The sequence below is a fragment of the Dokdonella sp. genome, from assembly GCF_041395345.1.
Classification (GTDB): domain Bacteria; phylum Pseudomonadota; class Gammaproteobacteria; order Xanthomonadales; family Rhodanobacteraceae; genus Dokdonella.
On sequence record NZ_JAWLAR010000011.1, the window covers coordinates 105,484 to 128,470 of the forward strand.

Annotated in this window: 21 protein-coding genes and 1 pseudogene; 14 read left to right on the forward strand and 8 right to left on the reverse strand. The window is 62.1% G+C overall.

What is annotated here, in order from left to right; translation table 11 throughout:
- Window positions 1–35: 35 nt before the first annotated feature.
- Window positions 36–1,031 (reverse strand): aldo/keto reductase, encoded by a 996-nt coding sequence (locus tag R3F00_RS11440; protein ID WP_371281929.1) that lies wholly within the window; start codon window positions 1,029–1,031, stop codon window positions 36–38.
- 89 nt (window positions 1,032–1,120) lie between these two features.
- On the opposite strand from R3F00_RS11440, the gene rraA reads away from it, so the two are divergent.
- Complete coding sequence (gene rraA, locus R3F00_RS11445) at window positions 1,121–1,603, forward strand: ribonuclease E activity regulator RraA (protein ID WP_371281930.1); 483 nt, start codon at window positions 1,121–1,123, stop codon at window positions 1,601–1,603.
- 153 nt (window positions 1,604–1,756) lie between these two features.
- On the opposite strand, the gene R3F00_RS11450 is transcribed toward rraA, so the two are convergent.
- The 4 genes from R3F00_RS11450 to asnS form a co-directional block, all read right to left on the reverse strand.
- Entirely contained in the window at window positions 1,757–2,545 is a 789-nt protein-coding gene (locus R3F00_RS11450) for an SDR family oxidoreductase (protein WP_371281931.1), read from the reverse strand.
- A 163-nt stretch (window positions 2,546–2,708) separates the two neighbouring features.
- The gene (locus tag R3F00_RS11455) at window positions 2,709–3,047 is read right to left on the reverse strand and encodes a hypothetical protein (RefSeq protein ID WP_371281932.1); all 339 of its coding nucleotides are present in this window, start codon (window positions 3,045–3,047) and stop codon (window positions 2,709–2,711) included.
- Entirely contained in the window at window positions 3,044–3,355 is a 312-nt protein-coding gene (locus R3F00_RS11460; protein ID WP_371281933.1) for a hypothetical protein, read from the reverse strand. The genes R3F00_RS11455 and R3F00_RS11460 overlap by 4 nt, the downstream gene beginning before the upstream one ends.
- Window positions 3,355–4,755, reverse strand: a complete 1,401-nt coding sequence (gene asnS, locus R3F00_RS11465) for an asparagine--tRNA ligase (protein ID WP_371281934.1) — start codon at window positions 4,753–4,755, stop codon at window positions 3,355–3,357. The genes R3F00_RS11460 and asnS overlap by 1 nt, the downstream gene beginning before the upstream one ends.
- 438 nt (window positions 4,756–5,193) lie before the next feature.
- On the opposite strand from asnS, the gene R3F00_RS11470 reads away from it, so the two are divergent.
- The 5 genes from R3F00_RS11470 (at window position 5,194) to R3F00_RS11490 (ending at window position 8,471) form a co-directional block, all read left to right on the forward strand.
- Window positions 5,194–5,529 (forward strand): HesB/IscA family protein, encoded by a 336-nt coding sequence (locus R3F00_RS11470; protein WP_371281982.1) that lies wholly within the window; start codon window positions 5,194–5,196, stop codon window positions 5,527–5,529.
- A 212-nt stretch (window positions 5,530–5,741) separates the two neighbouring features.
- Window positions 5,742–5,951 (forward strand): cold-shock protein, encoded by a 210-nt coding sequence (locus R3F00_RS11475; protein WP_371281935.1) that lies wholly within the window; start codon window positions 5,742–5,744, stop codon window positions 5,949–5,951.
- A gap of 110 nt (window positions 5,952–6,061) precedes the next feature.
- Window positions 6,062–6,325: an RNA recognition motif domain-containing protein gene (locus tag R3F00_RS11480; protein WP_371281936.1), complete on the forward strand. Its 264-nt coding sequence runs from the start codon at window positions 6,062–6,064 to the stop codon at window positions 6,323–6,325.
- Between the two features lie 62 nt (window positions 6,326–6,387).
- Entirely contained in the window at window positions 6,388–7,278 is an 891-nt protein-coding gene (locus R3F00_RS11485; RefSeq protein WP_371281937.1) for a serine aminopeptidase domain-containing protein, read from the forward strand.
- A 134-nt stretch (window positions 7,279–7,412) separates the two neighbouring features.
- Window positions 7,413–8,471 carry an NADH:flavin oxidoreductase/NADH oxidase gene (locus R3F00_RS11490; protein WP_371281938.1) on the forward strand — a complete coding sequence of 353 codons (1,059 nt, stop codon included), beginning with the start codon at window positions 7,413–7,415 and terminating at the stop codon, window positions 8,469–8,471.
- A gap of 164 nt (window positions 8,472–8,635) precedes the next feature.
- Here R3F00_RS11490 and R3F00_RS11495 read toward each other — a convergent pair whose 3' ends face one another.
- The gene (locus R3F00_RS11495) at window positions 8,636–8,860 is read right to left on the reverse strand and encodes a hypothetical protein (protein WP_371281939.1); all 225 of its coding nucleotides are present in this window, start codon (window positions 8,858–8,860) and stop codon (window positions 8,636–8,638) included.
- Here R3F00_RS11495 and R3F00_RS11500 point away from each other — a divergent pair.
- The 4 genes and pseudogenes from R3F00_RS11500 to R3F00_RS11515 form a co-directional block, all read left to right on the forward strand.
- Complete coding sequence (locus R3F00_RS11500) at window positions 8,859–9,740, forward strand: pirin family protein (RefSeq protein WP_371281940.1); 882 nt, start codon at window positions 8,859–8,861, stop codon at window positions 9,738–9,740. The genes R3F00_RS11495 and R3F00_RS11500 overlap by 2 nt on opposite strands.
- Before the next feature lie 84 nt (window positions 9,741–9,824).
- Window positions 9,825–10,157 carry an Mpo1-like protein gene (locus tag R3F00_RS11505; protein ID WP_371281941.1) on the forward strand — a complete coding sequence of 111 codons (333 nt, stop codon included), beginning with the start codon at window positions 9,825–9,827 and terminating at the stop codon, window positions 10,155–10,157.
- 7 nt (window positions 10,158–10,164) lie between these two features.
- A complete protein-coding gene (locus R3F00_RS11510; RefSeq protein ID WP_371281942.1) occupies window positions 10,165–10,566 on the forward strand; it encodes an RNA-binding S4 domain-containing protein in 402 nt (133 codons plus the stop codon).
- 1,092 nt (window positions 10,567–11,658) lie between these two features.
- Window positions 11,659–12,015 (forward strand): annotated as a pseudogene (locus tag R3F00_RS11515) (tetratricopeptide repeat protein); the annotation flags it as partial.
- Between the two features lie 679 nt (window positions 12,016–12,694).
- On the opposite strand, the gene R3F00_RS11520 reads toward R3F00_RS11515, so the two are convergent.
- Entirely contained in the window at window positions 12,695–15,097 is a 2,403-nt protein-coding gene (locus R3F00_RS11520) for an acyltransferase family protein (protein ID WP_371281943.1), read from the reverse strand.
- Window positions 15,098–15,120: 23 nt separating this feature from the next.
- A complete protein-coding gene (gene mutS, locus R3F00_RS11525) occupies window positions 15,121–17,694 on the reverse strand; it encodes a DNA mismatch repair protein MutS (RefSeq protein ID WP_371281944.1) in 2,574 nt (857 codons plus the stop codon).
- A gap of 295 nt (window positions 17,695–17,989) precedes the next feature.
- Here mutS and R3F00_RS11530 point away from each other — a divergent pair, with 295 nt between their 5' ends.
- From R3F00_RS11530 to alaS, 4 genes are all read left to right on the forward strand, one after another.
- Window positions 17,990–18,496 carry a CinA family protein gene (locus R3F00_RS11530; RefSeq protein WP_371281945.1) on the forward strand — a complete coding sequence of 169 codons (507 nt, stop codon included), beginning with the start codon at window positions 17,990–17,992 and terminating at the stop codon, window positions 18,494–18,496.
- A gap of 133 nt (window positions 18,497–18,629) precedes the next feature.
- Window positions 18,630–19,661, forward strand: a complete 1,032-nt coding sequence (gene recA, locus R3F00_RS11535; RefSeq protein WP_371281946.1) for a recombinase RecA — start codon at window positions 18,630–18,632, stop codon at window positions 19,659–19,661.
- A 23-nt stretch (window positions 19,662–19,684) separates the two neighbouring features.
- Complete coding sequence (locus R3F00_RS11540) at window positions 19,685–20,182, forward strand: regulatory protein RecX (protein WP_371281947.1); 498 nt, start codon at window positions 19,685–19,687, stop codon at window positions 20,180–20,182.
- A gap of 55 nt (window positions 20,183–20,237) precedes the next feature.
- Window positions 20,238–22,874 (forward strand): alanine--tRNA ligase, encoded by a 2,637-nt coding sequence (alaS, locus tag R3F00_RS11545; RefSeq protein ID WP_371281948.1) that lies wholly within the window; start codon window positions 20,238–20,240, stop codon window positions 22,872–22,874.
- Window positions 22,875–22,987 lie beyond the last annotated feature (113 nt).

Here is a 22,987-nt window from a genome sequence, read left to right on the forward strand (position 1 = left end):
GATCGGCCTGGCCGCCGGATGGCGGGCAGGATCGATCAGGTGCTCTCGAATTCGGCGATCAGGGATGCACGCTGCGTTGCGTCAAGAATGGGCCCCATTCCCGCCTGGAGATTGTCCGATTCGCGATCGGGTTTGCCTGTGGCGGGGATCACGACGGTCACCGCGGGTTCGCTCAAGGCAAAGCGCAGGAACAATTGCGCCCATGACGTTGCGCCGACCTCGGCGGCCCAGCCCGGTAGTGGCTTGCCCTTCACCCGCGAGAACAGGTCGCCGTCGTCGAAGTTGCGGTTCGCGAGCACGGCCACGCCGAGGTCGCGTGCCATCGGGAACACGCGCTTCTCCGCATCGCGATGGGTGACCGAATAATTGATTTGCAGGAAGTCGGGCTTTGATTCGGCAACGGCATCCGCCAGATCGTCCTGGGCGCGATCAAGGTAATGGGTCAGGCCGACATACCGGGTCTTGCCTTCGGCCTTGAGTTCGCGCGCAAGCGCCAGTTGTGTCTTCCAGTCGCCAAGATTGTGTACCTGGAGCAATTCGACGTGGTCGGTCCTGAGGCGCTTCAGCGAGGCATTGAACTGGGCAAGTCCGGCATCGCGACCGACGACGCCGGAAAGCTTTGTCGCCAGGAAAGCCTTGTCGCGCATCTTCAGCTCGTCGATCAGATCGCCGATGACGGTCTCGGCCGTGCTGTAGGAGGGCGAGGTATCGATCAGGGTAGCGCCTGCAGCGAAGAAGCGTCGCAGCACTTCGCGACGCGGATCGCGCTCATCCGCGCCGGTGCCTATCTCGAAGCTGCCCGAGGTTCCGAGCCCGATCACCGGCACGCGCTCGCCACTGGAAGGAATCACCCGCGTCGCCATCTTGCCCTTCATGTCGGGCGCCGGAGTGGTACCGAAGGCCAGTGATGGATGGATCATTGCAGCCAGCGCAATGGCCGTGGAAGTGCCAAGAAACTCGCGTCGATTGGTCATGGTCTTGCCTTTCGATGGTGAGGTCGTGAGGACATTGTGCACTCGCGAATGTTGCATGCAAGTTCCGCGGACCGTTCAGGGCGTCTGGTTCTGGTTCATCCGTACTGGGATGATGGGGCGAGTCCATTGCAGGAATTGCCAGCCACATGACCACGCCAGACCTCTGCGACGCCCATCCCGATCTCGTCCGTGTGGCCGAGCCGATCTTCCGCACTTACGGCGGTCGCGATTTTTTTGCTGGCCGGATCGTCACGGTCAAGTGTTTCGAGGACAACTCCAGGGTAAAGGAGCTCGTCGCAACCCCAGGGAAGGGCAAGGTGCTCGTCGTCGATGGCGGCGCTTCATTGCGCCGCGCATTGCTGGGCGATCAGCTCGCGCAACAGGCCGCGTCGAATGGCTGGGAAGGCATTCTGATCAACGGCTGCCTGCGTGACGTGCAGATCATCGCCACCCTCGACATCGGCGTGCAGGCCCTGGCCAGCCATCCGATGAAAACCGAAAAGCGCGGCCTCGGTGATGTCGACGTGCCGGTCAGCTTTGCCGGCCTTGCATTCCTTCCGGGTGAATGGATCTATGCCGATGCCAATGGCGTCGTCACATCGAGCACGGAACTGAAGGGCACCGCTTGATTGGTCCCGCAATGTAGGTCGACCCGATGCTGTTCCCGTTCGCGGGACAATGCGAATGGCAACCGAGGCAAGGCTTTCTTCCTTGAGAGGAACGTTGTGCTCGCAGTTGCGCTGTGACGGGAAGTCGGTGCAGACAGGATTCGTGGAGAGTACCTAAAGCGACAACGTTCGCCCGCCATCCACAGGTACGTTGATCCCGTTCACGTAACCCGCAGCAGGCGATGCAAGAAAGGCGATGACGCCGGCGATTTCGCTGGCTTCGGCGAAGCGGCGCAGCGGGACGGTTGCGAGCATGCCTTCGGCGACTTTTTCTTCGCTGCTGCCGGTGGCCTTGGCGCGGTCGTGGAGGATTTGTTCGAGGCGTTGGGTCTTGGTGTAGCCGGGCAGCACATTGTTGACGGTGATCCCGTGCGGGCCTAGTTCGGTAGCCAGTGTTTTCGACCAGCTCGCCACGGCGCCGCGGATCGTGTTGGACACGCCGAGATTGCGGATCGGTTCCTTCACCGAGGTCGAGATCACGTTGATGATGCGGCCGTAGCCGCAGCCCTGCATGCCGGGCAGCACGGCTTGCAGGATGACCTGCGCGGCAATCAGGTGCAGGTTGAAGGCCGTCTGGAATTCTTCGATCCTTGCGGCGTGGGCGGTGCCGCCGGGCGGACCCCCAGTATTGTTGACGAGAATATTGATTGCGCCGTTGTTGGCTACCGCTTCGACTTGTGTGCGCAGGGCCGCATGATCGTTCATGTCAGCGCTGATGTAGCCGTGTTTCTGCGCGGCATGCGTGCGCGGCAGGGAGTCGACGACTGCCTTCAGCGATTCGGCAGAACGGGCGAGAAGGGTGACGTCAGCGCCGAGTGCGGCCAGTTCGTGTGCTGCCGCGCGACCTATGCCCTGGGAGGCGCCACAGACGAGGGCGTGCTTGCCGGTGAGTTCGAGATTCATGTGTCTTGCCTCACTTCTCTGGTCGGGAAACGAAAGAATCAAGAGCGTTCCCTCATCCCCCTGCGGGACCTTCTCCCGCAGGCGGGAGAAGGAAAAACACACTGCAATACCAGCAGCGATTCCTTCGTTGCCTTATCGCTTCTTGATGGCGCCCATTTTAGCGTTACTGAATGCGCGCGAGCTTCTGAACCATTTGCGAGAGCAGGTCGTCGTCATCGCTGGAATGCGGGGGTTCGACGGACTCAAGGTCGAAGCCCATGATCGCCGCATCTTCCGCGTCGAGGCCGTCGAAGGCGCGAAACTCGGCGTCGAGCAGGGCCATGCGTGCGTGCTGTTCGTCGTCGTAGCGCGGGCGCTCGCCGCTGGAGTCGAAGATTTCGACGATACCGGACTCGAGGATGGTCATGCGCGCCCAGACCAGGGTGTCGCCGATCACGGCGACCCACCATTCGTGGCGGATTTCGTCTTCGGTACCGATCTCGATGTCATCGTCCATGTTCATGGGCCGAATCCTCCGGTTGCCTTGGCGGCGAAGGCGGACAGTGCCCCCAACACGATCGCCCAGGCGCCAATCGCGCCAAGCCGGGCCAGGCCGGTCAGCGACTTGTCGCGCAGGGCACGGTAGCGGCGTGCCAGATACCAGCCGAATGCGCGCGGCGAGAACATGAATCCACCGAGGCGTGCGCGTTCGGCCGGGTGGTGGTCGCGCAAATGAACGGCGACCAGGATCCAGGTCATGATGTAGGTGGTCAGGCCGGCGACGAAGAAGCCGAGGCCGAGCAGCAGCATGAATTCGCGGGCGAGGTGCATCAGAACTCCGCGTGGCCGGGAACGCGTGGGTAGGGGATGGCGTCGCGAATATTGGCCAGGCCACAGACATAGACCACGAGGCGTTCGAAGCCAAGGCCGAATCCGGCATGCGGCACGGTGCCGTAGCGACGGAAATCACGGTACCAGTTGTAGTGGGCCGGATCGAGACCGAACTGCTGCATGCGTGCGTCGAGTACGTCGAGGCGCTCCTCACGCTGCGAACCGCCGATGATCTCGCCGATGCCGGGCGCCAGCACGTCCATGGCGGCGACCGTGCGCTGATCGTCATTCAGGCGCATGTAGAACGCCTTGATCTTCTCGGGGTAGTTGGCCACGACGACCGGGCGTCCGACGTGTTCTTCGACCAGGTAACGCTCGTGCTCGGTCTGCAGGTCGACGCCCCATTCCACCGGGTATTCGAATTTCTTGCCGGATTTCTTCAGGATCTCGACCGCATCGGTGTAGTCGATACGCTCGAACGGCGCATTGATGAAGCCCTCCAGGCGCGAGACAGCCGTCTTCTCGACGCGCTCGGCGAAAAACGCCATGTCGTCGGCGCGCTCGTCGAGCACGGTCTTGAATACGAACTTGAGCAATTCCTCGGCGACGCGCGCGTCCTCGTCGAGATCGGCGAACGCGATCTCGGGTTCGATCATCCAGAATTCGGCCAGATGGCGTGCCGTGTTTGAATTCTCGGCACGAAACGTCGGTCCGAAAGTGTAGACCTTGCTCAGGGCCAGGCAGTATCCCTCGACATTGAGCTGGCCGGACACGGTCAGGAATGCATCCTTGCCGAAGAAATCCTCGCGCATGTCGACCTTGCCCTTGTCGGTACGCGGCAGGTTCATCAGATCCAGGGTCGAAACGCGGAACATCTGGCCGGCGCCTTCGGCATCCGAGGTCGTGATGATCGGCGTGTTGACCCAGCAGTAACCGTTCTGGTCGAAGTAGCGATGGATCGCCGATGCAATGGTGTGGCGCACACGCGTTATCGCGCCGAACAGGTTGGTGCGAGGACGCAGATGGGCGACTTCACGCAGGAACTCGAGCGAATGCGGCTTCGGCTGAATCGGATAGGTTTCCGGATCATCGACCCAGCCGACCACCTCGATCGAGCTGGCCTGCAACTCGAAACCCTGGCCCTTGCCTTGCGAGGCAACCAGTTCGCCGGTGGCGATCAGCGCGCAACCGGCCGACAGGCGCTGTACTTCTTCGGCGTAGTTGGCCAGCGAATCGGGTGCAACCACCTGGATCGGGTCAAAGCAGGAGCCGTCGCTCAGATTGATGAAGGACAGGCCCGCCTTGGAATCGCGGCGGGTGCGCACCCAGCCGCGCACACTGATCGGGCTGCCTGCGGGCAGGGCACCACTCAAGGCCTGTTTTACGGTGACGACGGACATGCGTTGCGGGCTCCGGTGTTCGGGAAAGCCGTCGCCCATGGCGATTCGGCGGAGCCGCGCATGATAACGGAAGCGCACAGCCGGGTGGCATGCCACCCTTGTCTTGACGGTTCGAAGCCCAGGGCAACGCTGAACAACTGGCGCAACCGTCACGACGTCTGTCTGCGCGCAGACAGGCGTCGCCTGACCGATTGGTCCTCTATTGAAACAGGTGGCTTGCAGAAGGCCCGCCAGCCGCACCTCGAGTCTTGCCAGGGCCACCCGCCTTCACTTCGCCTCGCAGCACGACTGGCAGACCTTCCAAATGCCATGACGATTGTGCCACTTGTTCAGCGTGGCCCTAGATCCTAGATATGGAGTCCGGTCCGAGTGTTAGACTGGCATCCGAGAACCCGCTTTCCCGAATCCCTTATCCCGAATTTCGAATCCCTGCACCTCATGCCCATCCAGCTGACCGAAGCGGCACTTGGCCGCATGCATACTTTCCTCGCCAGGGATCCTTCGGCGATCGGAGTGCGCTTTGGCATCCGCAAGACGGGCTGCTCGGGCTATGCGTATACGGTCGATCTGGCCCAGTCCATCGCCGAAAACGACAGCGTCTTCGATCACGATGGCATCCAGGTTCTGGTCGACGCCAAGGCCTTGCCCTTCGTCGAGGGCACCGAAATCGACTATCGGCGCCAGGGTCTGAGCGCGTCCTTCGTGTTCCGCAATCCGAACGTGACCGGAGAATGCGGCTGCGGCGAGAGCTTCACGGTCGACACGAAAGACTGATATCCCGTTGATTTTGCAAGCCTGGCGGGCTGTCGCATCGTTCAGAAACATCGGTTAGACTCGCAACCGCTGTATTTGCACGGTCGCTACGCCGTGGACCGATGCCGCGAAGATCCGCTGATCCACCGCATCGCCCGGCCAGCCGCAGCTGCAATGCAGAGTGGTTGGAAGCCCCAATGGGGTATTGGGCAAAATGATCAGTGGAGACAAGCATGTCGGATCGTGAGGTCGGCACCGTCAAGTGGTTCAATGAAAGCAAGGGTTTTGGATTCATCAGCCGTGAAAACGGCCCGGATGTGTTCGTTCACTTCCGCGCCATCAATGGCACGGGCTTCAAGACTTTGCAGGAAGGTCAGAATGTGAGTTTCACCGTCGTCGAAGGCCAGAAGGGCCTGCAGGCGGAGGATGTCACCGCAGTCTGATACAGAACGCTCGCATGAAATGGCCGGGGCCGCGACGTCCGCGTCGCGGCCCCGTTGTTTTTCCGGATACAGCATCCACGTATTCCGTCTGTCACCTGCGAGGAAGCTAGATGATTACTTTGAACGTGCGTGGTTTGCCGCGCAGCATGACCGAAACATCCCTGAACGACATGTTTGGCAAGTTTGGTCGTGTGCACAAGCTGAAAATGGCCATGGATCCGTTCAAGAACGAGTGCAAGGGCTTTGCCGAGCTCGCCATGGAAGGGCATGAGGCGCGCGCCGCCATTGCCGGTCTGGATGGCAGTTTTCAGGATGGCGGCACCTTGCGTGTCGGCCTGGCCAGCGCACGCCCGGCGCGCGGCGGACGTCGCTGAGTCCGGCTTCGCGGTGATGCCGGTACCGACAGATCGCGTTGAAGTGCCTGAAACAACACTCAATGCCTGATCCGCACAAGATCCGTGTTCGCACAGATGACGGCGCCGAGTCGGATCTGCACCTTTCGCATGCGCCAGATTCGCGCTTCGGCCTGTTCTGGTTGCCCGCGCTCGGCGTCACCGCGCGTCACTATCTGCGATTTGCCGAAACCCTTGCGGGGATGGGCATCAGCGTCGCCGTTCATGAGTGGCGTGGTGCAGGATCAAGCAACCTGCGCGCATCACGCCAGAGCGACTGGGGTTACCGCGAACTGTTGCAGTTCGATATTCCGGCCGGTCTCGCTGCGGCGCGAGCGGCCATGCCAGATACGCGATGGATTCTGGCGGGACACAGCATCGGTGGTCAGTTCGCCTGTCTGCATGCCGCATCGAATCCCGATGCGAGCGAAGCACTGGTGCTGGTGGCTTGCGGCTCGCCGTACTGGAAAACCTTTTCTTCGCCCCGGCGCTGGCTGTTGCGGCTGGTTCCTGCCGCCGTCAGTGTCGCTACCGCGTTGTACGGCTACTACCCCGGCAAGCGGATCGGATTTGCCGGCAGCGAAGCGCGGACCCTGATGCGTGACTGGGCGCAGAGCGCGAAGTCCGGCGTCTACTCCCGCTATCTCGAGGGTGTCGATTTCGAGAACGAATTGGGCAAGTACGCAAAACCCCTGCTGAATATGCGCATGGAACAGGATTCACTCTGTCCACCCGAGTCATGCGAGTGGTTGCTGGGAAAGATGTCCAGTGCCGAAATCAGCCGGCTCAGCCTGGCGGCGAGCGAATTCGAGGGTCGGCAGGCCAGTCATTTTTCCTGGATGAAGGAGCCTGGGCCGGTTGCGCGACACATTGCCGACTGGGTTCATCGACGACTGGAAGCGACGGGGACTGCAGCGGATGTCAGGCCTGCTTGATCCGTATCCGCCACCCGGAATGCGAGTGCGCCTCGAAAAAGCACATCGAAGCGCTCAGCGCGAACCCGTGTCGAAGCGGGGTTTTGACGGTGTAGTGCGTAGCGCTTTCATGAATTTTCAATCGGGAATCCATCATGCACCTGTTTGAGCCAATGTCCTTGCGTGAGGTGAAGCTGCGCAACCGCATCGTCGTATCGCCGATGTGCGAATACTCGGCTGTCGATGGTGTGCCCCAAACTTGGCATCTGGTTCACCTGGGCAGCCGTGCCGTCGGAGGTGCAGGGCTGGTGATGGCCGAAGCTACGGCGGTCGAGGCCCGTGGCCGGATCTCGCCGGCGGACACCGGGATCTGGAACGATGCGCAGGCCAAAGCGTGGGCCCCGATAGCCTCTTTCATTGCCGAGCAGGGAGCAGTGGCAGGAATCCAGCTTGCGCATGCCGGTCGCAAGGCGAGCACGTCTCCGCCCTGGGTCAAGCAACGCACGGTCGAGCCAGGCGAGGGCGGCTGGACCCCGGTTGCGCCTACGGCCATGGCCTATTCCGAACACTATCCAAAGCCCGAGGCACTCGATAGCCAGGGCATCGAAGACATCATCGAGGCATTTCGCGCAGCCACGCAGCGCGCACTCGACAGCGGTTTCCGAGTGATCGAGATCCATGCGGCGCATGGCTATCTGTTGCACGAATTTCTCTCTCCTCTCAGCAACCGGCGCTCGGACGAATGGGGCGGCAGTTTCGACAATCGGGTCCGGATGACACGCAGGGTGGTATCGGCGGTGCGTTCGGCCATGCCCGATTCCCTGCCACTGCTGGTCCGCATCTCTGCCACCGACTGGGTTCCTGGCGGCTGGGACATCGAGCAGAGCATCGAGCTTTCGCGTCTGTTGAAGGACGAGGGTGTCGATCTCGTCGACGTATCCAGTGGCGGTCTCTCCGAAGATCAGGAGATTGAAGCGGTGCCCGGCTATCAGGTTCCCTTCGCCGAGCGAATTCGCGCGGAGGCAGACATCGCGACGAGTGCGGTCGGCCTGATTACCGAGGCGGCGCAGGCCGAAGCCATCCTGAGTTCAGGGCAGGCAGATCTCGTCCAGCTGGCGCGGGAGCTGCTGCGCGATCCGTACTGGCCGAGGCGAGCCGCCAGGGAGCTGGGCGCGGCGATCGAAGCGCCGAAGCAGTATGCCCGGGCCTGGTGAGTCAGGCGCATGGGATTAAGGCAACGCTGAACAAGTGGCACAATCGTCATGGCACTCAGAGGGTCCGCCAGTCGTGCAGCGAGGCGAAGTGAAGGCGGGTGGCCTTGGCAAGACTCGCGGTGCGGCTGGCGGGCCTTCGGAAAGCCACCTGTTTCAATAGAAAATCAATCGGTCAGGCGACGCCTGTCTGCGCGCAGCTCCTTGTTGCGCTGCCTTGAAGCGACTGCATGGATGCAGGAGGTAGAGCAACGCAGGAGCAGTTGCCGAGACAGCCGCTCCATCTGCGTCAGCGCGCCGCGATCCGCAAGCAGACAGAGGTCGTGACGGTTGCGCCACTTGTTCAGCGTTGCCTTGAGCTTCGAACCCGTTCCCGCAAGGAGTATTGCCATGAACCAGACAGAGCACCAGCACATCGAACCCAGGCTTCACGACCTGGGCGACGGTTTTGTCGTACGGCGCATGCTGCCCTCTGCGCAGCGCCGCTCGGTGGGTCCCTTTGTCTTTCTGGATCATGTCGGTCCGGTTGATCTGGCGCCCGGAAAGGGGGTGGACGTGCGTCCGCATCCGCACATCGGCCTGTCGACGATGACCTACCTGTTCGATGGAGTATTCACGCATCGGGACAGCATGGGCGTCGTCCAGGACATCCGGCCGGGTGCGGTCAACTGGATGACCGCAGGCCGCGGCGTGGCGCATTCCGAGCGCACCCCGGCACTCGAACGCTCGGCAGGCCATCGCTTGCATGGCGTGCAATTCTGGGTCGGCCTGCCGGGTGGCGATGCGGAGGTCGATCCCTCTTTCTCGCACCATTCGCGCGACCAGCTGCCGGAATGGATCGAGGACAATGACAAGGTGCGGATCCGGCTTGTCGCTGGCGAGGCGCTGGATCGTCGGTCGCCAGTGCCGGTCTACTCGCGCCTGTTCTGCCTTGACGTGAGTCTTCGGGACGGTGGTTCGCTGAGGGTTCCGGACGAATTTCCAGAGCGCGCAGTCCTTGTTGTCGAAGGCAGCATTGAGCTCGATGGAAGTGCGTACGAAGTTCACGACATGCTGGTTCTGGGATCCGACAGTCCGGTGGTCGTGAAGGCCACAGGGACGGCGCGAGTGATCGTGCTGGGTGGCGATCCTCTCGATGGTCCGCGCCACGTCTGGTGGAACTTCGTAGCGGCCAGCCGTGAGCGCATCGATCAGGCCGCCGCAGACTGGAAGGCCGGTCGATTCGATGCGGTCCCCGGCGAAACCGAGTTCATCCCCTTGCCTGACAAGTGATTGAATGCGGGATTTCGGGTTCCACACCGGATCGAGTGGTCGTATGCTGAATCTCCGAGACGCGCCTGTTTCGAGGGAACCGCCATGAATCAACCCGCTGCCGACACTCCAGAAGCGAGACACTTCGCGAATTTTCGCGAGTTCTATCCCTACTATCTTGGCGAGCACGCCGACCAGACTTGCCGTCGTCTGCATTTCGTGGGCACGTCTCTGGTCATCGGCGTCCTTGTTGCAGCGATCGTACGCAGCAACCCGATGTGGCTGTTGCTTGCACCCGTCGCGGGCTATGGCTTCGCATGGGTCGGACATTTCTTCTTCGAAAAGAACCGGCCGGCGACTTTCAAGCACCCGCTCTACAGCCTGATCGGCGACTGGGTCATGTACTGGGACATGCTGCGCGGCAAGATCAGGTTCTGAGCATCGCATGGGTGCCCATAGTGAAGCAGCCGGCGTGCGACTGGATGTATGGCTCTGGGCTGCACGCTTCTTCAAGACGCGCAGTCTCGCCAAGCAGGCCATCGCGGGAGGCAAGGTCGCAATCAACGACGCGTCGGCCAAGCCGGCACGCAGCGTGCACGTCGGCGATCAGCTGAGTATCGCTCGCGGCGTTGAGCGTATGCGGGTCCGCGTCGTCGGCTTGAGCGCCATGCGCGGTCCTGCGACACAGGCACAGGCCTTGTACGAGGAGTCTGCGGAAAGCGTGGACGCGCGCGAGAAAGCACGAGAGATGAGGCGACTCACAGGTGCTGGACTGGATCATCCGGCAGCTCGACCCGACAAGCACTCTCGCCGCCTCCTGCGTGAATTCAAGGAGAGCGGTCACTGACAGCGTTCGAGCATCTATGCAAACTGTCCGGTGTACCATGCGCATCAATGGAGTCGTCCGCAATCCGGCATTAGTGAAGATGACCCTTGCACCTCCCGGCAGGATCTCTTCCCCGGGATTCACGATGCCCGCAGATCCGCGGCCGAGTGGGTGCCATGCAATGTGCCTGAACTCTGGAAGATGATGCAGCGCTCGCTACTAAGAGATACCTGGGTCGAATTGAGACGGCGCCGCGTTGTCCGCGCCGGGATAACCTACGCCGTGGTTGGCTGGATCATTCTGCAGGCGGCGGAGATCACCTTCGAGCCGCTGGATCTTCCGCCGTGGGCGCTGACCTGGACCGTGCTCGGCGTCGTGCTTGGTTTTCCGGTCGTGCTCGTGCTTTCCTGGTTCTTCGATGTTTCGAAACGCGGTGTCACGCGTGAGCGAGGCGTGGCCGGTCCGGTTGGCGCGGCATTTGCGGTTGCGATGGTGTTGCTGGCCGTCGGAGGTGTTGCCTGGTGGCTCTACGGGGTCTATGCGCCCGCCAGGCTCCAGTTGGCAAAGGCCGACCCTGGCATCGAGGCCTCATCGAGTTCGGCGCCAGCCAATTCGGTTGGCGTGTTGCCGTTCGATGATCTGAGTCCCGGGGCAGATCAGGGATTTCTTGCCGACGGAATCGCCGAAGAACTGCTCGATCGCCTGGCGCGCAATCCGGGTCTGCAGGTTGCATCGAGAACATCCTCCTTTGCATTGCGCGGACTTGCCCAGGACATGCGCACGCTGGGCCAGCAGCTCGGCGTGCGCTGGTTGCTTGAAGGGTCCCTGCGCAAGGCCAGTGGGCGCGTCCGCGTGACCGCCCAGCTCATCGACACGAGCAACGGATTTCATGTCTGGAGCGATACCTACGAAAAATCCGATCACGATCTTTTCGCCCTGCAGGATGAAATCGCAACGGCGATCTCCGATGAGCTTTCTACGCGTATCGAGGGCGTGGCCGCTGAAGTGCCCGCGGAAGCCAGCACCAGCAACCCGGAAGCCCTGGAGGCGTACATGCAGGGTCGCGGCGCATGGCGCAAGCGGACTGCAGCTTCGCTGGACGATGCGGAGGCCATGTTCCTCAAGGCCGTGGAGCTCGATCCGGAGTTTGCACGCGCGTGGTCCGGATTGGCCGACACCTACCTGCTCCAGGCAGATTACGGTCGGCGTTCCGAAGAAGAGGCCATCCGCCTGGCGGAGCCCGCGGCGGTCAAGGCTGTCGTACTGGGCCCCAAACTCGGCGAAGCCTGGGCATCTCTCGGGCTGTTGCGCTTGACTGCAGGACAGTACACGGCAGCGCAGAGCAGTCTGGAGCAGGCGATGAAACTCGACCCGCGCTACGAAATGGCGCCCATGTGGCTGGCCAACGTCTACGGCAGCATGGGCCGAATGGACAGGAAGCGCGAAGTCTTGCTCAAGGCTGTCGAGCTCACCCCGCTGGAGCCCGTTATCAATGTCAATCTGGCCGAGCTCACGGCCAGCAGCGGGGACAGCCAGGCCGCGCTTGAACAGCTGCAACGGGTACTTGCGATCACCCCGAATGACGCGTCACTGTTGCGCGCGGTTTCGTCGATCGAACTGGCAGAGCTCGATTACTCTGCTGCATTGCGTGCTGCCAGGCAGGCCCTGGCAACAGATCCGGATGGGCCGGCAAATATCCATGCCATGCTGAGGGTCCTCATGCAGATCGAGGATTTCGAGGCCGCCACGTCGCTTGCCATGCGTCTCCCGGCTGGCACGCCGGATCGACGCATCGCCCTGCAGACGATTGAATTCAATCGGGGTGGTACCGAGTTGATTCCGGACATGGTGGAAGCCATCTCCAGCATTGCCGTCAATCCCTATAGCGCCAGCAATCGAACCACGCTGACCCTGGCAGGCATGGTCGAGTTGCGCGCGGGAAATCCGGGATTGGCGGCGGATTGGCTGAGTCAGGCCGCGGGCGAGCCCGGGCAACTCGAAACCAATCTGGATTTGATGAATCCGGCCAGTTTGCTGGTCGTCGCATTGGAGGCGATGGGCGAAAAGGAACAAGCCAGGCGTTGGAGTGAACCGCTGCTTGAAGTTGCAAAAAGGGCCATCGAGCAACCGGGCAACGGAATCCGGCGTTTCATGCTGGAAGCAATGGTTGCAGCGCAGCAGGATGAGCCGGCCGCCGCTGTTGCTGCGCTGGAAAAGGCCTTCGAGCAGGGTTATCGAAACCGTGCGGAACTGCTGTACGATCCGCGTCTGGCGCCTCTGAAAGACAGGCCCGAAATTCAGGCGATGCAGAAGAAGATGGCGGACGAGTTTGCCGCGGCTCGACAGGAGGCGGCCGGATCGATTGCCCATTGATCTCCTCACTCGCGGTGCGAATGGAGCCGGCCTTCGCCTCATGCGGAATGGCATGGGCGTCGCCAGAACGGTTTCCTCCATTTCCTTCACCAGGTATTTCGGGTTGCGCATGCCTGTCTGGTCTGGATATCAGTTCGATCGCGGCCAGGAACGACGGAAACAGGATCCGGTTGGCGTGACCGCTCAGGTGGTCGCCGTCGAAGAACAGCGGCTTTCCATCACGTATCGCATTGCAGCGAGTGGCGCCGCAAAGTAGCGGAAGCGGATCCCAGACCGTGGCCTCCAGCTGGCGCGCCAGCTGGCCAAGGCTGGTCATGGCCGGCTCTCGATAGTCTTCGATGGAAGCGCGCGACTCCGACATGCCGCCCGCGCATGAAGAGTTTCCTGCATTGAAGAAGTCCGAGCAGCGAAACGGCGAGGCGCGAAACAGCGGTGTCGGTGCCTCAAAGACGATATGGATACCCTTTCTTGCCAAGGGGTAGAGCGTTCTCCGGAGCGCGGCCTCGATGGCGCGCCGAGCCGTGGCATGTCGGGACACATGCGGGAAACCGGCAACATCTCCTGCAGGAAAGGCCGCATCCTGATTGCTCAGGCGCGGCAGGCGCATCGCTGCGAGGAACAGGATGTCTCCGGGTTTCGAGCGATGCAGGATGTCGTCGACCTGTGCCTGATTCTGTGCCGGGCAAACGCCGGATTCGCGTTCGGGCTGCAGACTGGCAAACGTGCATCCGGTATTCGGGTAAAGAGTGACCCGCGCGCCGGTACGCAACACGTATTCGGTCAGCATCGTTGCATAGGCCAGCGCGTGCGAATCGCCAATCGCAAATACATCGGGCATGGAGGCGGAGACAGCCCCGCATCCGGATCTCTCGTAGATCGTCACGGGTGCAGCATCGATTGTCTGACTCGACGTGACCACCGTACAGCCGGGTATGGCATCGATGCGTTGCAGGGGTTTCGCATACCAGAGCTCGGCGTTGCGCGATACCGTGCTCAGGGACAGGTGCTGCTTTCCCAGCGAGATCATTGCCGACAGTCCCCAGGACGCAACGATCACCAGCATGCCCGCGGCAACAACACTTGTGCGCGACCAGGGCCGTAACAGCTTCCAGTAGCGGAATGGAGACTCGACGAGGCGATAGGACAGCTCGGCCAGAATGAACGTCGAACCGACAGCCGCCGCCGCAAGCGGAATCGTATCGAGTCCGCAGGTCCAGCGCATGACGACGTAGACCGGCCAATGCCACAGATACAGCGAGTACGAGCGACGCCCCAGATAGACAGGGATCGCGCTTCCCAGCAGGCGCGACAAGCCCAGCTTGCGGTCGGTTCCATACAGGAACCCCAACAGGCCAAGCGTCGCGACGGTTGGCAAGAGGGCACCCGGGAACGGAAACCGGCTGACTTCGGAAACCGACAATGCCCAGCCGAGCAAAGCAAGCGAGAGCCACGCCGCAATTGCCCTTGTTGCCAGCCATCCCGTCGCCCGACCTTTGCCGGCCGTGGACTGGACAAGCTGGAACACCAACACACCGGCTCCCAGTTGCCAGAATCGCGATGTAATCAGGTAGAAGCCTGCCCCGGAATCCGAGCCCGAGCGTGCCCATGCATCAGCCAGTGAAGCGAGCACGGCCAATGCGACAAGGCATACGGATACGCTCCGCCAGCGTCCGCCGCGCGTCCAGGCGAAGAAGAGCAGGGGAAACAGCAGATAGAACTGCTCTTCGACACCCAGCGACCAGGTATGCAGATAGGGATTGAACTCCGTGCTCGGCGAGAAATAGGTATCGGACTGCAAAGCCAGATAGACATTGCTGAGTGCAAAGAAGGCAAACAGCCCGGTCAGTTCGTTTGACGAGCTGAGCCACGCGCTGGGTATGACCAGGGTGGAAACCAGACTTGTTGCGAGCAGGCAGGCGAGCAGGGCCGGCACAATCCGTTGCATGCGACGTGCATAGAACGAGGCGAGGAAATGCCCCGGACCACCATCATTCCAGTGGCTGACCGAAGCACTGACCACAAATCCCGAGATGGCGAAGAACACGTCAACACCACTGAACCCGCCCGGCAACCAGAACGTATCCAGGTGATAGAGCATGACGGCGATGACCGCGATCGCGCGCAATCCGTCGATATACGCCTGGTAGTGGATGCGTGGGGTGGCGGTAGCCGATCGCATGGGCAGATGACTTCGTGGCGTACTCAAAGCATCTTTTTCAGGCGGTACAGAGCCTCCAGGGCCTCGCGCGGGCTCATCGAATCCGGATCGAGCGCTCGCATGGTTTCCTCGATTGGCGATGGGGCCGGCGGAGCAAACAGGCCGAGTTGGGGTGTCGCCGACAACGCTGATTTAGTTGCCTTCGCCGTCGAGTGCCCGTCCGCCTCGAGGCGCGCCAGCGTGGCGCGTGCATCCGCAATGGTGGCCTTGGGCAGTCCGGCCAGCGCGGCCACCTGCAAACCGAAGCTGCGGTTTGCCGGACCTTCCTTTACCGCATGCATGAAGACGAGCTGCTCGCCGTATTCGACGGCATCCAGGTGCACGTTCGCGATGCCTTCGTGCGTTTCGGGCAGACGTGTCAGCTCGAAATAGTGCGTCGCAAAAAGCGTGAACGCACGGTTGCGGGTTGCCAGATGACTGGCACAGGCCTGTGCCAGCGCAAGGCCGTCGTAGGTACTCGTGCCGCGACCGATTTCATCCATCAGGACCAGGCTCTGCTCACTGGCGTTGTGCAGGATATTGGCCGTTTCACTCATTTCGACCATGAAAGTCGACTGACCACGCGAAAGGTCATCACCGGCACCGATGCGCGTGAAGATGCGGTCAATCGGTCCGATCGTCGCTCCTGCGGCCGGGACGAAGCTGCCGATGTGCGCCAGCAGTACGATCAAGGCGTTCTGGCGCATGTAGGTGGACTTGCCGCCCATGTTGGGGCCGGTGACGATCAGCATGCGGCGTTCGTCGTTCAGGACCAGATCGTTCGGCTCGAACGGCTCGTCACGGACCTGTTCAACCACCGGATGACGCCCTCGTTCGATCTGGATGCCGTTGACATCGGTCAGGGTAGGGCGATTCCAGCCCAGGGCTTCGGCGCGATCGGCCAGGCAGGCCAGGGTGTCGAGCTCGGCGATGGCGCCGGCAGCGATCTTCAGCTCGCCCAGGCGTTCACCAAGATAGTCGAGCAAGCCCTCGTAGAGCGCGCGCTCGCGCATCAGTGAACGCTCGCGGGCGGAAAGCACCTTGTCCTCGAAGGTCTTCAGTTCTTCGGTGATGTAGCGCTCGGCCCCCTTGATGGTTTGCCTGCGCGTGTAGTGGGCAGGTGCCCGGGTCGATTGCGCCTTGCTGATCTCGATGTAGTAACCGTGCACGCGGTTGTAGCCGACTTTGAGCGTCGGGATGCCGCTGGCGGCCTTCTCGCGCTCTTCGAAGTCGATCAGGAACTGGTCCGCGTTGGTCGCAAGCGCGCGCAACTCGTCCAGCTCGGCGTCGAACCCGGTCCGGATCACACCGCCATCGCGCTGCAGGGCCGGAGGTTGTTCGACGACGGCTGCGATCAGGTAGGCGGCGGTATCGGCGTGCTCGCCTACACGCTCGAGCAGGTCGTGCAGCAACGGACTGTCGGTTCCGGTCAGACGCTCGCGCAATGCCGGTGTGCGCGCAATGCCGTCGCGCAGGGTCGAAAGATCGCGCGGTCGCGCAGAGCGCAGGGCCACCCGGGCCAGGATCCGTTCCAGATCACCGATGCCGCGGAGTTCTTCGCGAAGACCTTCGTTGCAGCCGCTGTCGATCAGCGATTCGATGGCCTGATAGCGACGGTTCAGTGTTTCTCGATCTCGAAGTGGCCTGTTCAACCATCGGTGCAGCTTGCGTGCGCCCATCGGCGTAACCGTGGTATCGAGCACGCCGAGCACGGTGACGTCGCGGTTGCCGGAGGCATGGAAGTCGAGCTCGAGGTTGCGCCGTGTGGCGGCATCCAGCGCAATCGTTTCGTTCGCGTTCTGGACTGACATGCCGCTGAGATGGGGCAGGGCGGACTTCTGCGTTTCCTCGACGTAGGCCAGCAGGCAACCGGCCGCGCCGATGGCCAGCGGGCAATCGTCCACTCCAAACCCGGACAGGTCGCGCGTACCGAAGAATCGACAAAGTTCGCGTTGCGCCGACTCGGCGTCGAAATGCCAGGGTGCGCGCTTGCGCAAGCCGCTCAGCCCGGAGACGACCTTCGGCCAGGCCACGTCCTCGGCAATCAGCACCTCGGCGGGTTGCAGGCGAGCCAGCTCGGCCGCCAGCGCCTCGGCGTTGTCGACATCGCTGAGCAGGAAGCGGCCCGTGGTCAGGTCGACCCAGGCAAGCCCGAAACCCTGCTTGCCGGCCGAAATGGCCAGCAGGAGATTGTCGCGCCGCTCTTCGAGCAGGGCTTCATCGGTCACCGTGCCTGGGGTGACGATACGCACGACCTTGCGCTCGACCAGTCCCTTGGCCTGCGCCGGATCGCCGATCTGCTCGCAGATCGCCACGGATTCGCCGAGCTTGACCAGGCGTGCCAGATAGCCCTCGGCGGCATGGTAGGGCACACCGGCCATCGGAATCGGGGCTCCCGCCGACGAACCGCGCTGGGTCAGTGTGATATCGATCAGGCGTGCCGCCTTGCGCGCGTCGTCGTAGAAGAGCTCGTAGAAATCGCCCATGCGAAAGAACATGAGCACGTCCGGATGGGCCTGCTTCGCAGCGAAGAACTGGCGCATCAGCGGGGTGTGGGTGGCTGCACCTTTTTCAGTCATGCGTACAAGGTTCGGGCGGGAGGCAAGGGGTCTTCCATGTGGTGCGGTGCCCGATTGCGGATCGAAGAAGGCGATTCAATCAGGAACATGCCGGTTGATGGTGATTCTCGGTGGAAACAATGCGCCGCGCGACCGCGGCAGCCTTCGACGGTGCCACATTATCGCCCAATCGTCACACCCGCCGTCCCGACCTGGTGCGTCCTTCCGTTGGCCCGGCCTCGCGTACCGGTTGCAAAGGCATCGCGTATGATCAGGATCCGGGCCGAGACCCTGCAACCGGCGGAGATTCACGTCAATGACATCGCAATCGACGGACGATGCGCAACTGTTCGCCCTGGGCAATACCATCGCGGAATTGCTGATTTCGCATGGCCAGACCATCGTCGCGGCAGAATCGTGCACGGGTGGCTGGATTTCCAAGGTCCTGACCGATATTCCCGGCAGCTCCACCTGGTTCGAGTGCGGGGTCGTTGCCTACAGCTACGAAGCCAAGGAAGCCTTGCTCGGCGTCCAGCCGCAAACCCTGGAGCGGACCGGTGCGGTCAGTCAGGAAACCGTCGTCGAGATGGTATCCGGTGCATTGGCCCGCTATGGCGCCGGCGTGGCCGTGGCGGTGACCGGCATCGCCGGCCCGGGTGGCGATGCTCCAGGCAAGCCGGTCGGGACAGTCTGGATCGGCTGGAAACGGCGCGGCGGCTATGCAAAATCCGAGCAGTTCCATTTTGAGGGCGACCGCGAAGCGGTTCGTCGGCAGACTGTCGGCGCTGCCCTGGAGGGCGTGCGGCGAATTCTTACAAGCTGAGTCGGAAATCTCCTCTTCCGTCTGCGGCCCCGTGTGAAATAATCGAAGACAGACGGGCTGCCGGCCCATGGTTCTCAGCTTCTGAGATGAACTGCCTGCAGTCTCGCAATCCGTGACTACCAAGGAATCCCTGATGGACGACAACAAGCGCAAGGCGCTCTCCTCCGCGTTGAGCCAGATCGAGAAGCAGTTCGGCAAGGGCGCGGTCATGCGCATGGGTGATCGCGTCAACGAGGCGATCCCGACCATTTCCACCGGCTCGCTTACCCTGGACATCGCGCTGGGCATTGGTGGATTGCCGACCGGACGCGTCGTCGAGATCTATGGCCCGGAGTCCTCCGGCAAGACCACGCTGACCCTGCAAGTCATTGCGGCCTGCCAGAAAGCGGGCGGAACCGCTGCATTCGTCGATGCCGAGCACGCACTGGATCCGTCCTATGCGGAAAAACTGGGGGTCAAGGTGGACGACCTCCTGGTATCCCAGCCCGATACCGGCGAACAGGCGCTTGAGATCGCGGACATGCTGGTGCGCTCCAATGCGGTCGATGTGGTTGTGGTCGATTCGGTCGCTGCACTCACGCCCAAGGCCGAAATCGAAGGCGAGATGGGCGATACCCATGTCGGTCTGCAGGCGCGACTGATGAGTCAGGCCTTGAGGAAACTGACAGCAAACATAAAGAAATCAGGATGTCTGGTCATTTTCATCAACCAGATTCGCATGAAGATCGGCGTCATGTTCGGCAGCCCCGAAACGACCACCGGCGGCAATGCGCTGAAGTTCTACGCATCGGTCCGCCTCGATATCCGTCGTATTGGCGCAGTCAAGCGCGGCGACGAAGTGATCGGCTCGGAAACCCGGGTCAAGGTCGTCAAGAACAAGGTCGCCCCGCCGTTCAGGCAGGCCGAATTCGAGATCCTTTACGGCGAGGGTACGTCGCGCGAGGGCGAACTGATCGACCTCGGCGTGCTGCACAATCTCGTCGAGAAATCCGGTGCCTGGTACAGCTACAACGGCGACCGTATCGGCCAGGGCAAGGACAATGTCCGCCAGTTCCTCAAGGAGCATCCGGAATTGGCCGACCAGATCGACAAGGCGCTGCGCGACAAGCTGCTGGTCAAGCTCGGCAACTCGCCGCTGCCGGCCGTGGAAGTCGAAGAAGCCTGAGCAAAAGGGCTTCCGAACGGGACGTGAGTCGCAAGGCCTCCGCGAAATCCAGAGCAGAAAAGCCCAGTGCCTACAACAAGGCCCTGGGTCTTCTGGTGCGACGCGAGCAGTCCGAGCGAGAGCTCAAGGCCAAGCTGTCGCGTAGCGGCTACTCCGATGCGGAAACCGGCGAAGCCATCGATGCGCTGAAGGCGCAGAAGTATCAGAGTGACGAGCGTTTTGCCGAGCTGCTGGCGCGCTCGCGGGCCGCCAATGGCTACGGGCCCCGGCGCATTTCGGCGGAATTGAAGTCAAATGCCATTGGCGATGCGGTAATCGCTGCCGCCATTGCCGGTCTCGAGTGCGACTGGCGCGACCTGGCCGAGCGCCAACTGCTTCGCCACTATGGCCGCAATCCTCCCGCCGACATGAAGGAACGCAGCAAGCGCGCGGCCTTTCTCTTGCGTCGTGGCTTCGATGCCTCCACAGTAAGCGCCCTTACGCGCGCCGAAATCGGCGATCCAGGTGACGAGTTCGACTGAGAACCGTGCTGTGGACGTTCATTGGCGTGTCCGCACTTCCGGATTGAACTGATAGATGAAGACCAGCGCCGAAATCCGTTCCGAATTCCTCGAATTCTTTCGTTCCAGGGGCCACATGGTGGTGCCTTCGGCGTCCCTGGTGCCATCCAGCGACCCGACCCTGATGTTCACGAACTCGGGCATGGTGCCGTTCAAGAACGCCTTCCTTGGCAGCGAGAGGCCGCCGAGCGCACGCGTCGTCGATGTGCAGCGATGCCTGCGTGCAGGCGGCAAGCACAACGATCTCGACCAGGTCGGCTACACCGCACGCCACCATACGTTTTTCGAGATGCTCGGCAACTGGTCGTTCGGCGATTACTTCAAGCGCGAGGCGATCCTCTGGGCCTGGGAGTTGCTGACCGAAGTCTGGAAATTGCCGAAGGAGCGCCTGCTGGTCACGGTCTACCAGACCGACGACGAGGCCTACGCGATCTGGAAGGATGAAGTCGGAATCCCGGCCGATCGTATCGTCCGCATTGGCGACAACAAGGGTGCGCCATTCGCGTCGGACAACTTCTGGCAGATGGCCGACACTGGCCCATGCGGCCCGTGTTCCGAGATCTTCTACGACCACGGTCCGCATATTCCGGGGGGTCCGCCCGGCTCACCCGACGAGGACGGTGATCGCTACATCGAGATCTGGAATCTCGTCTTCATGCAGTTCGATCGCGCCGAAGATGGCAGCCTGTCGGACTTGCCTGCCCAATGCGTGGATACGGGCATGGGTCTGGAACGCCTTGCCGCGATCCTGCAGAGCGTGCACAGCAACTACGAAATCGACCTCTTCCAGCACCTGATCAAGGCCGCTGGCGAGCTGACCGCCACGGCCGATCTGGAAAACAAGTCCTTGCGCGTAATCGCCGATCACGTACGCGCCTGCGCCTTCCTGATCGTCGATGGCGTGTTGCCATCCAACGAAGGGCGCGGCTACGTGTTGCGGCGGATCATCCGACGCGCCCTGCGTCACGGCTGGATGCTGGGCGTTCGTGGCGACTTCTTCTGGAAGATGCTCGGGCCTCTGGTCGAGCAGATGGGGAGTGCCTACCCGGAACTGGCTGCGAAGCAGGAATTCATCGAAAGAGCACTCAAGGCCGAGGAAGAGCGCTTCGGAGAAACCCTGGAGCACGGCATGAAGGTGTTCGAGGAGGTAGCAACCCGGTCTTCCTCCGTGATACCCGGAGTGGATGTTTTCAAGCTCTATGACACCTACGGTTTTCCGGTCGACCTGACTGCTGATATCGCGCGCGAGCGCGGAATGTCGGTCGACATGCCGGGGTTCGAGAAGGCCATGAACGAGCAGCGCGAGCGTGCCCGTGCCGCAAGCAGCTTCGAATCGAAGGGACAACTGCCCGCCGAGCTGGCCAGCTCGTTGCCACCCACTAGCTTTACCGGATACGAAACGACTCGATCATCCGGCGGACGCGTGCTTGCCATTGTCCGAGGCGGGCGTCGGCTCGATTCGCTGGCAAGCGGAGAGGAAGCTACTGTCATCCTCGACCGTACTCCGTTCTATGCCGAATCAGGCGGGCAGGTCGGCGATTGCGGCGAACTGACCAGCGCCGAGGGTCGGTTCCTGGTCAACGACACGATCAAGCTGGGCGGAGCCTTTCACGGCCACGTTGGACGCTGGCAGGGATCGGCGGTGCTCAAACCCGATACGGTCATGGACGCCAGCGTGGACGTCGAGCGACGCAAGTCGATCGTGCTCAATCACTCGGCGACGCACCTGCTGCATGCAGCCTTGCGCAAGGTGCTCGGCGAACACGTCACGCAAAAGGGCTCGCTGGTTGCGCCCGATCGTCTGCGTTTCGACTTCTCCCATTTCCAGCCAACCGGAGCCGACGAGTTGCGCCGGATCGAGGACATGGTCAACGCCGAAATCCGCAGCAATTCCGAAGCGGAGATTCGCCACATGGGCTATGACGAGGCGATCGAATTCGGTGCGATGGCCCTGTTCGGCGAAAAGTACGGCGACGAGGTTCGCGTATTGCGCATGGGTGAATTCTCGACCGAGCTCTGTGGCGGCACGCATGTCGCACGTACTGGAGATATCGGTCTGTTCAAGATCCTCAGCGAGGGTGGTGTCGCCTCGGGCATCCGCCGTATCGAAGCGGTGACTGGCGCTGCGGCGGTCGCGCATGTGGTCGAGGAGGAATTGCGTCTGCACGAAATCGGCAGCCTGCTTTCGGCACAAGGCGGCGAAGTGGTCGACAAGCTGCGTCAGGTTCTCGATCGCCAGAAGAAGCTGGAGCGCGAGCTGGAATCCTTCAAGGCGCGCGCTGCGAGTGCTGCAACCGCGGATCTTGCGGACCAGGCTGTGGATGTCGCCGGAATCAAGGTGCTGGCCGTGCGCGTCGACGGACTGGATGCCAAGGCCCTGCGCGAAGGCATCGACGCGATCAAGCCGAAACTCGGCGATTGCGTCATCCTGCTCGCCGCTGGCGCAGACGGAAAGGTATCGCTTGTCGGCAGCGTGGCTGGCAGCGCCCTGGGCCGAATCAAGGCCGGCGATGTGGTTGCCCATGTAGCCAGGGCCATCGACGGCAAGGGCGGCGGGCGACCGGACATGGCCCAGGGCGGAGGCGTTGATTCTCCGGCGCTGGCGATTGCCCTGGCCGACTTGCCGCAATGGATCGCCGACAAGCTTGCCTGACAGCATTTTTCGGCATGCGCATCCATGCTGCTGGTGGCGTTTGCAGCGTGCGGGAACGTCGCTTGCATTGCGCCCTAACGACGGCATCGCTTAGTATCGGCACTGTCCTGTCT

Bases quoted from the DNA above. Each gene is read 5' to 3' on its own strand.
- R3F00_RS11440 (WP_371281929.1), bottom strand. From the start codon at position 1,031: ATGCAACATTCGCGAGTGCACAATGTCCTCACGACCTCACCATCGAAA.
- rraA (WP_371281930.1), top strand. From the start codon at position 1,121: ATGACCACGCCAGACCTCTGCGACGCCCATCCCGATCTCGTCCGTGTG.
- R3F00_RS11450 (WP_371281931.1), bottom strand. From the start codon at position 2,545: ATGAATCTCGAACTCACCGGCAAGCACGCCCTCGTCTGTGGCGCCTCC.
- R3F00_RS11455 (WP_371281932.1), bottom strand. From the start codon at position 3,047: ATGAACATGGACGATGACATCGAGATCGGTACCGAAGACGAAATCCGC.
- R3F00_RS11460 (WP_371281933.1), bottom strand. From the start codon at position 3,355: ATGCACCTCGCCCGCGAATTCATGCTGCTGCTCGGCCTCGGCTTCTTC.
- asnS (WP_371281934.1), bottom strand. From the start codon at position 4,755: ATGTCCGTCGTCACCGTAAAACAGGCCTTGAGTGGTGCCCTGCCCGCA.
- R3F00_RS11470 (WP_371281982.1), top strand. From the start codon at position 5,194: ATGCCCATCCAGCTGACCGAAGCGGCACTTGGCCGCATGCATACTTTC.
- R3F00_RS11475 (WP_371281935.1), top strand. From the start codon at position 5,742: ATGTCGGATCGTGAGGTCGGCACCGTCAAGTGGTTCAATGAAAGCAAG.
- R3F00_RS11480 (WP_371281936.1), top strand. From the start codon at position 6,062: ATGATTACTTTGAACGTGCGTGGTTTGCCGCGCAGCATGACCGAAACA.
- R3F00_RS11485 (WP_371281937.1), top strand. From the start codon at position 6,388: ATGCCTGATCCGCACAAGATCCGTGTTCGCACAGATGACGGCGCCGAG.
- R3F00_RS11490 (WP_371281938.1), top strand. From the start codon at position 7,413: ATGCACCTGTTTGAGCCAATGTCCTTGCGTGAGGTGAAGCTGCGCAAC.
- R3F00_RS11500 (WP_371281940.1), top strand. From the start codon at position 8,859: ATGAACCAGACAGAGCACCAGCACATCGAACCCAGGCTTCACGACCTG.
- R3F00_RS11495 (WP_371281939.1), bottom strand. From the start codon at position 8,860: ATGGCAATACTCCTTGCGGGAACGGGTTCGAAGCTCAAGGCAACGCTG.
- R3F00_RS11505 (WP_371281941.1), top strand. From the start codon at position 9,825: ATGAATCAACCCGCTGCCGACACTCCAGAAGCGAGACACTTCGCGAAT.
- R3F00_RS11510 (WP_371281942.1), top strand. From the start codon at position 10,165: ATGGGTGCCCATAGTGAAGCAGCCGGCGTGCGACTGGATGTATGGCTC.
- R3F00_RS11520 (WP_371281943.1), bottom strand. From the start codon at position 15,097: ATGCGATCGGCTACCGCCACCCCACGCATCCACTACCAGGCGTATATC.
- mutS (WP_371281944.1), bottom strand. From the start codon at position 17,694: ATGACTGAAAAAGGTGCAGCCACCCACACCCCGCTGATGCGCCAGTTC.
- R3F00_RS11530 (WP_371281945.1), top strand. From the start codon at position 17,990: ATGACATCGCAATCGACGGACGATGCGCAACTGTTCGCCCTGGGCAAT.
- recA (WP_371281946.1), top strand. From the start codon at position 18,630: ATGGACGACAACAAGCGCAAGGCGCTCTCCTCCGCGTTGAGCCAGATC.
- alaS (WP_371281948.1), top strand. From the start codon at position 20,238: ATGAAGACCAGCGCCGAAATCCGTTCCGAATTCCTCGAATTCTTTCGT.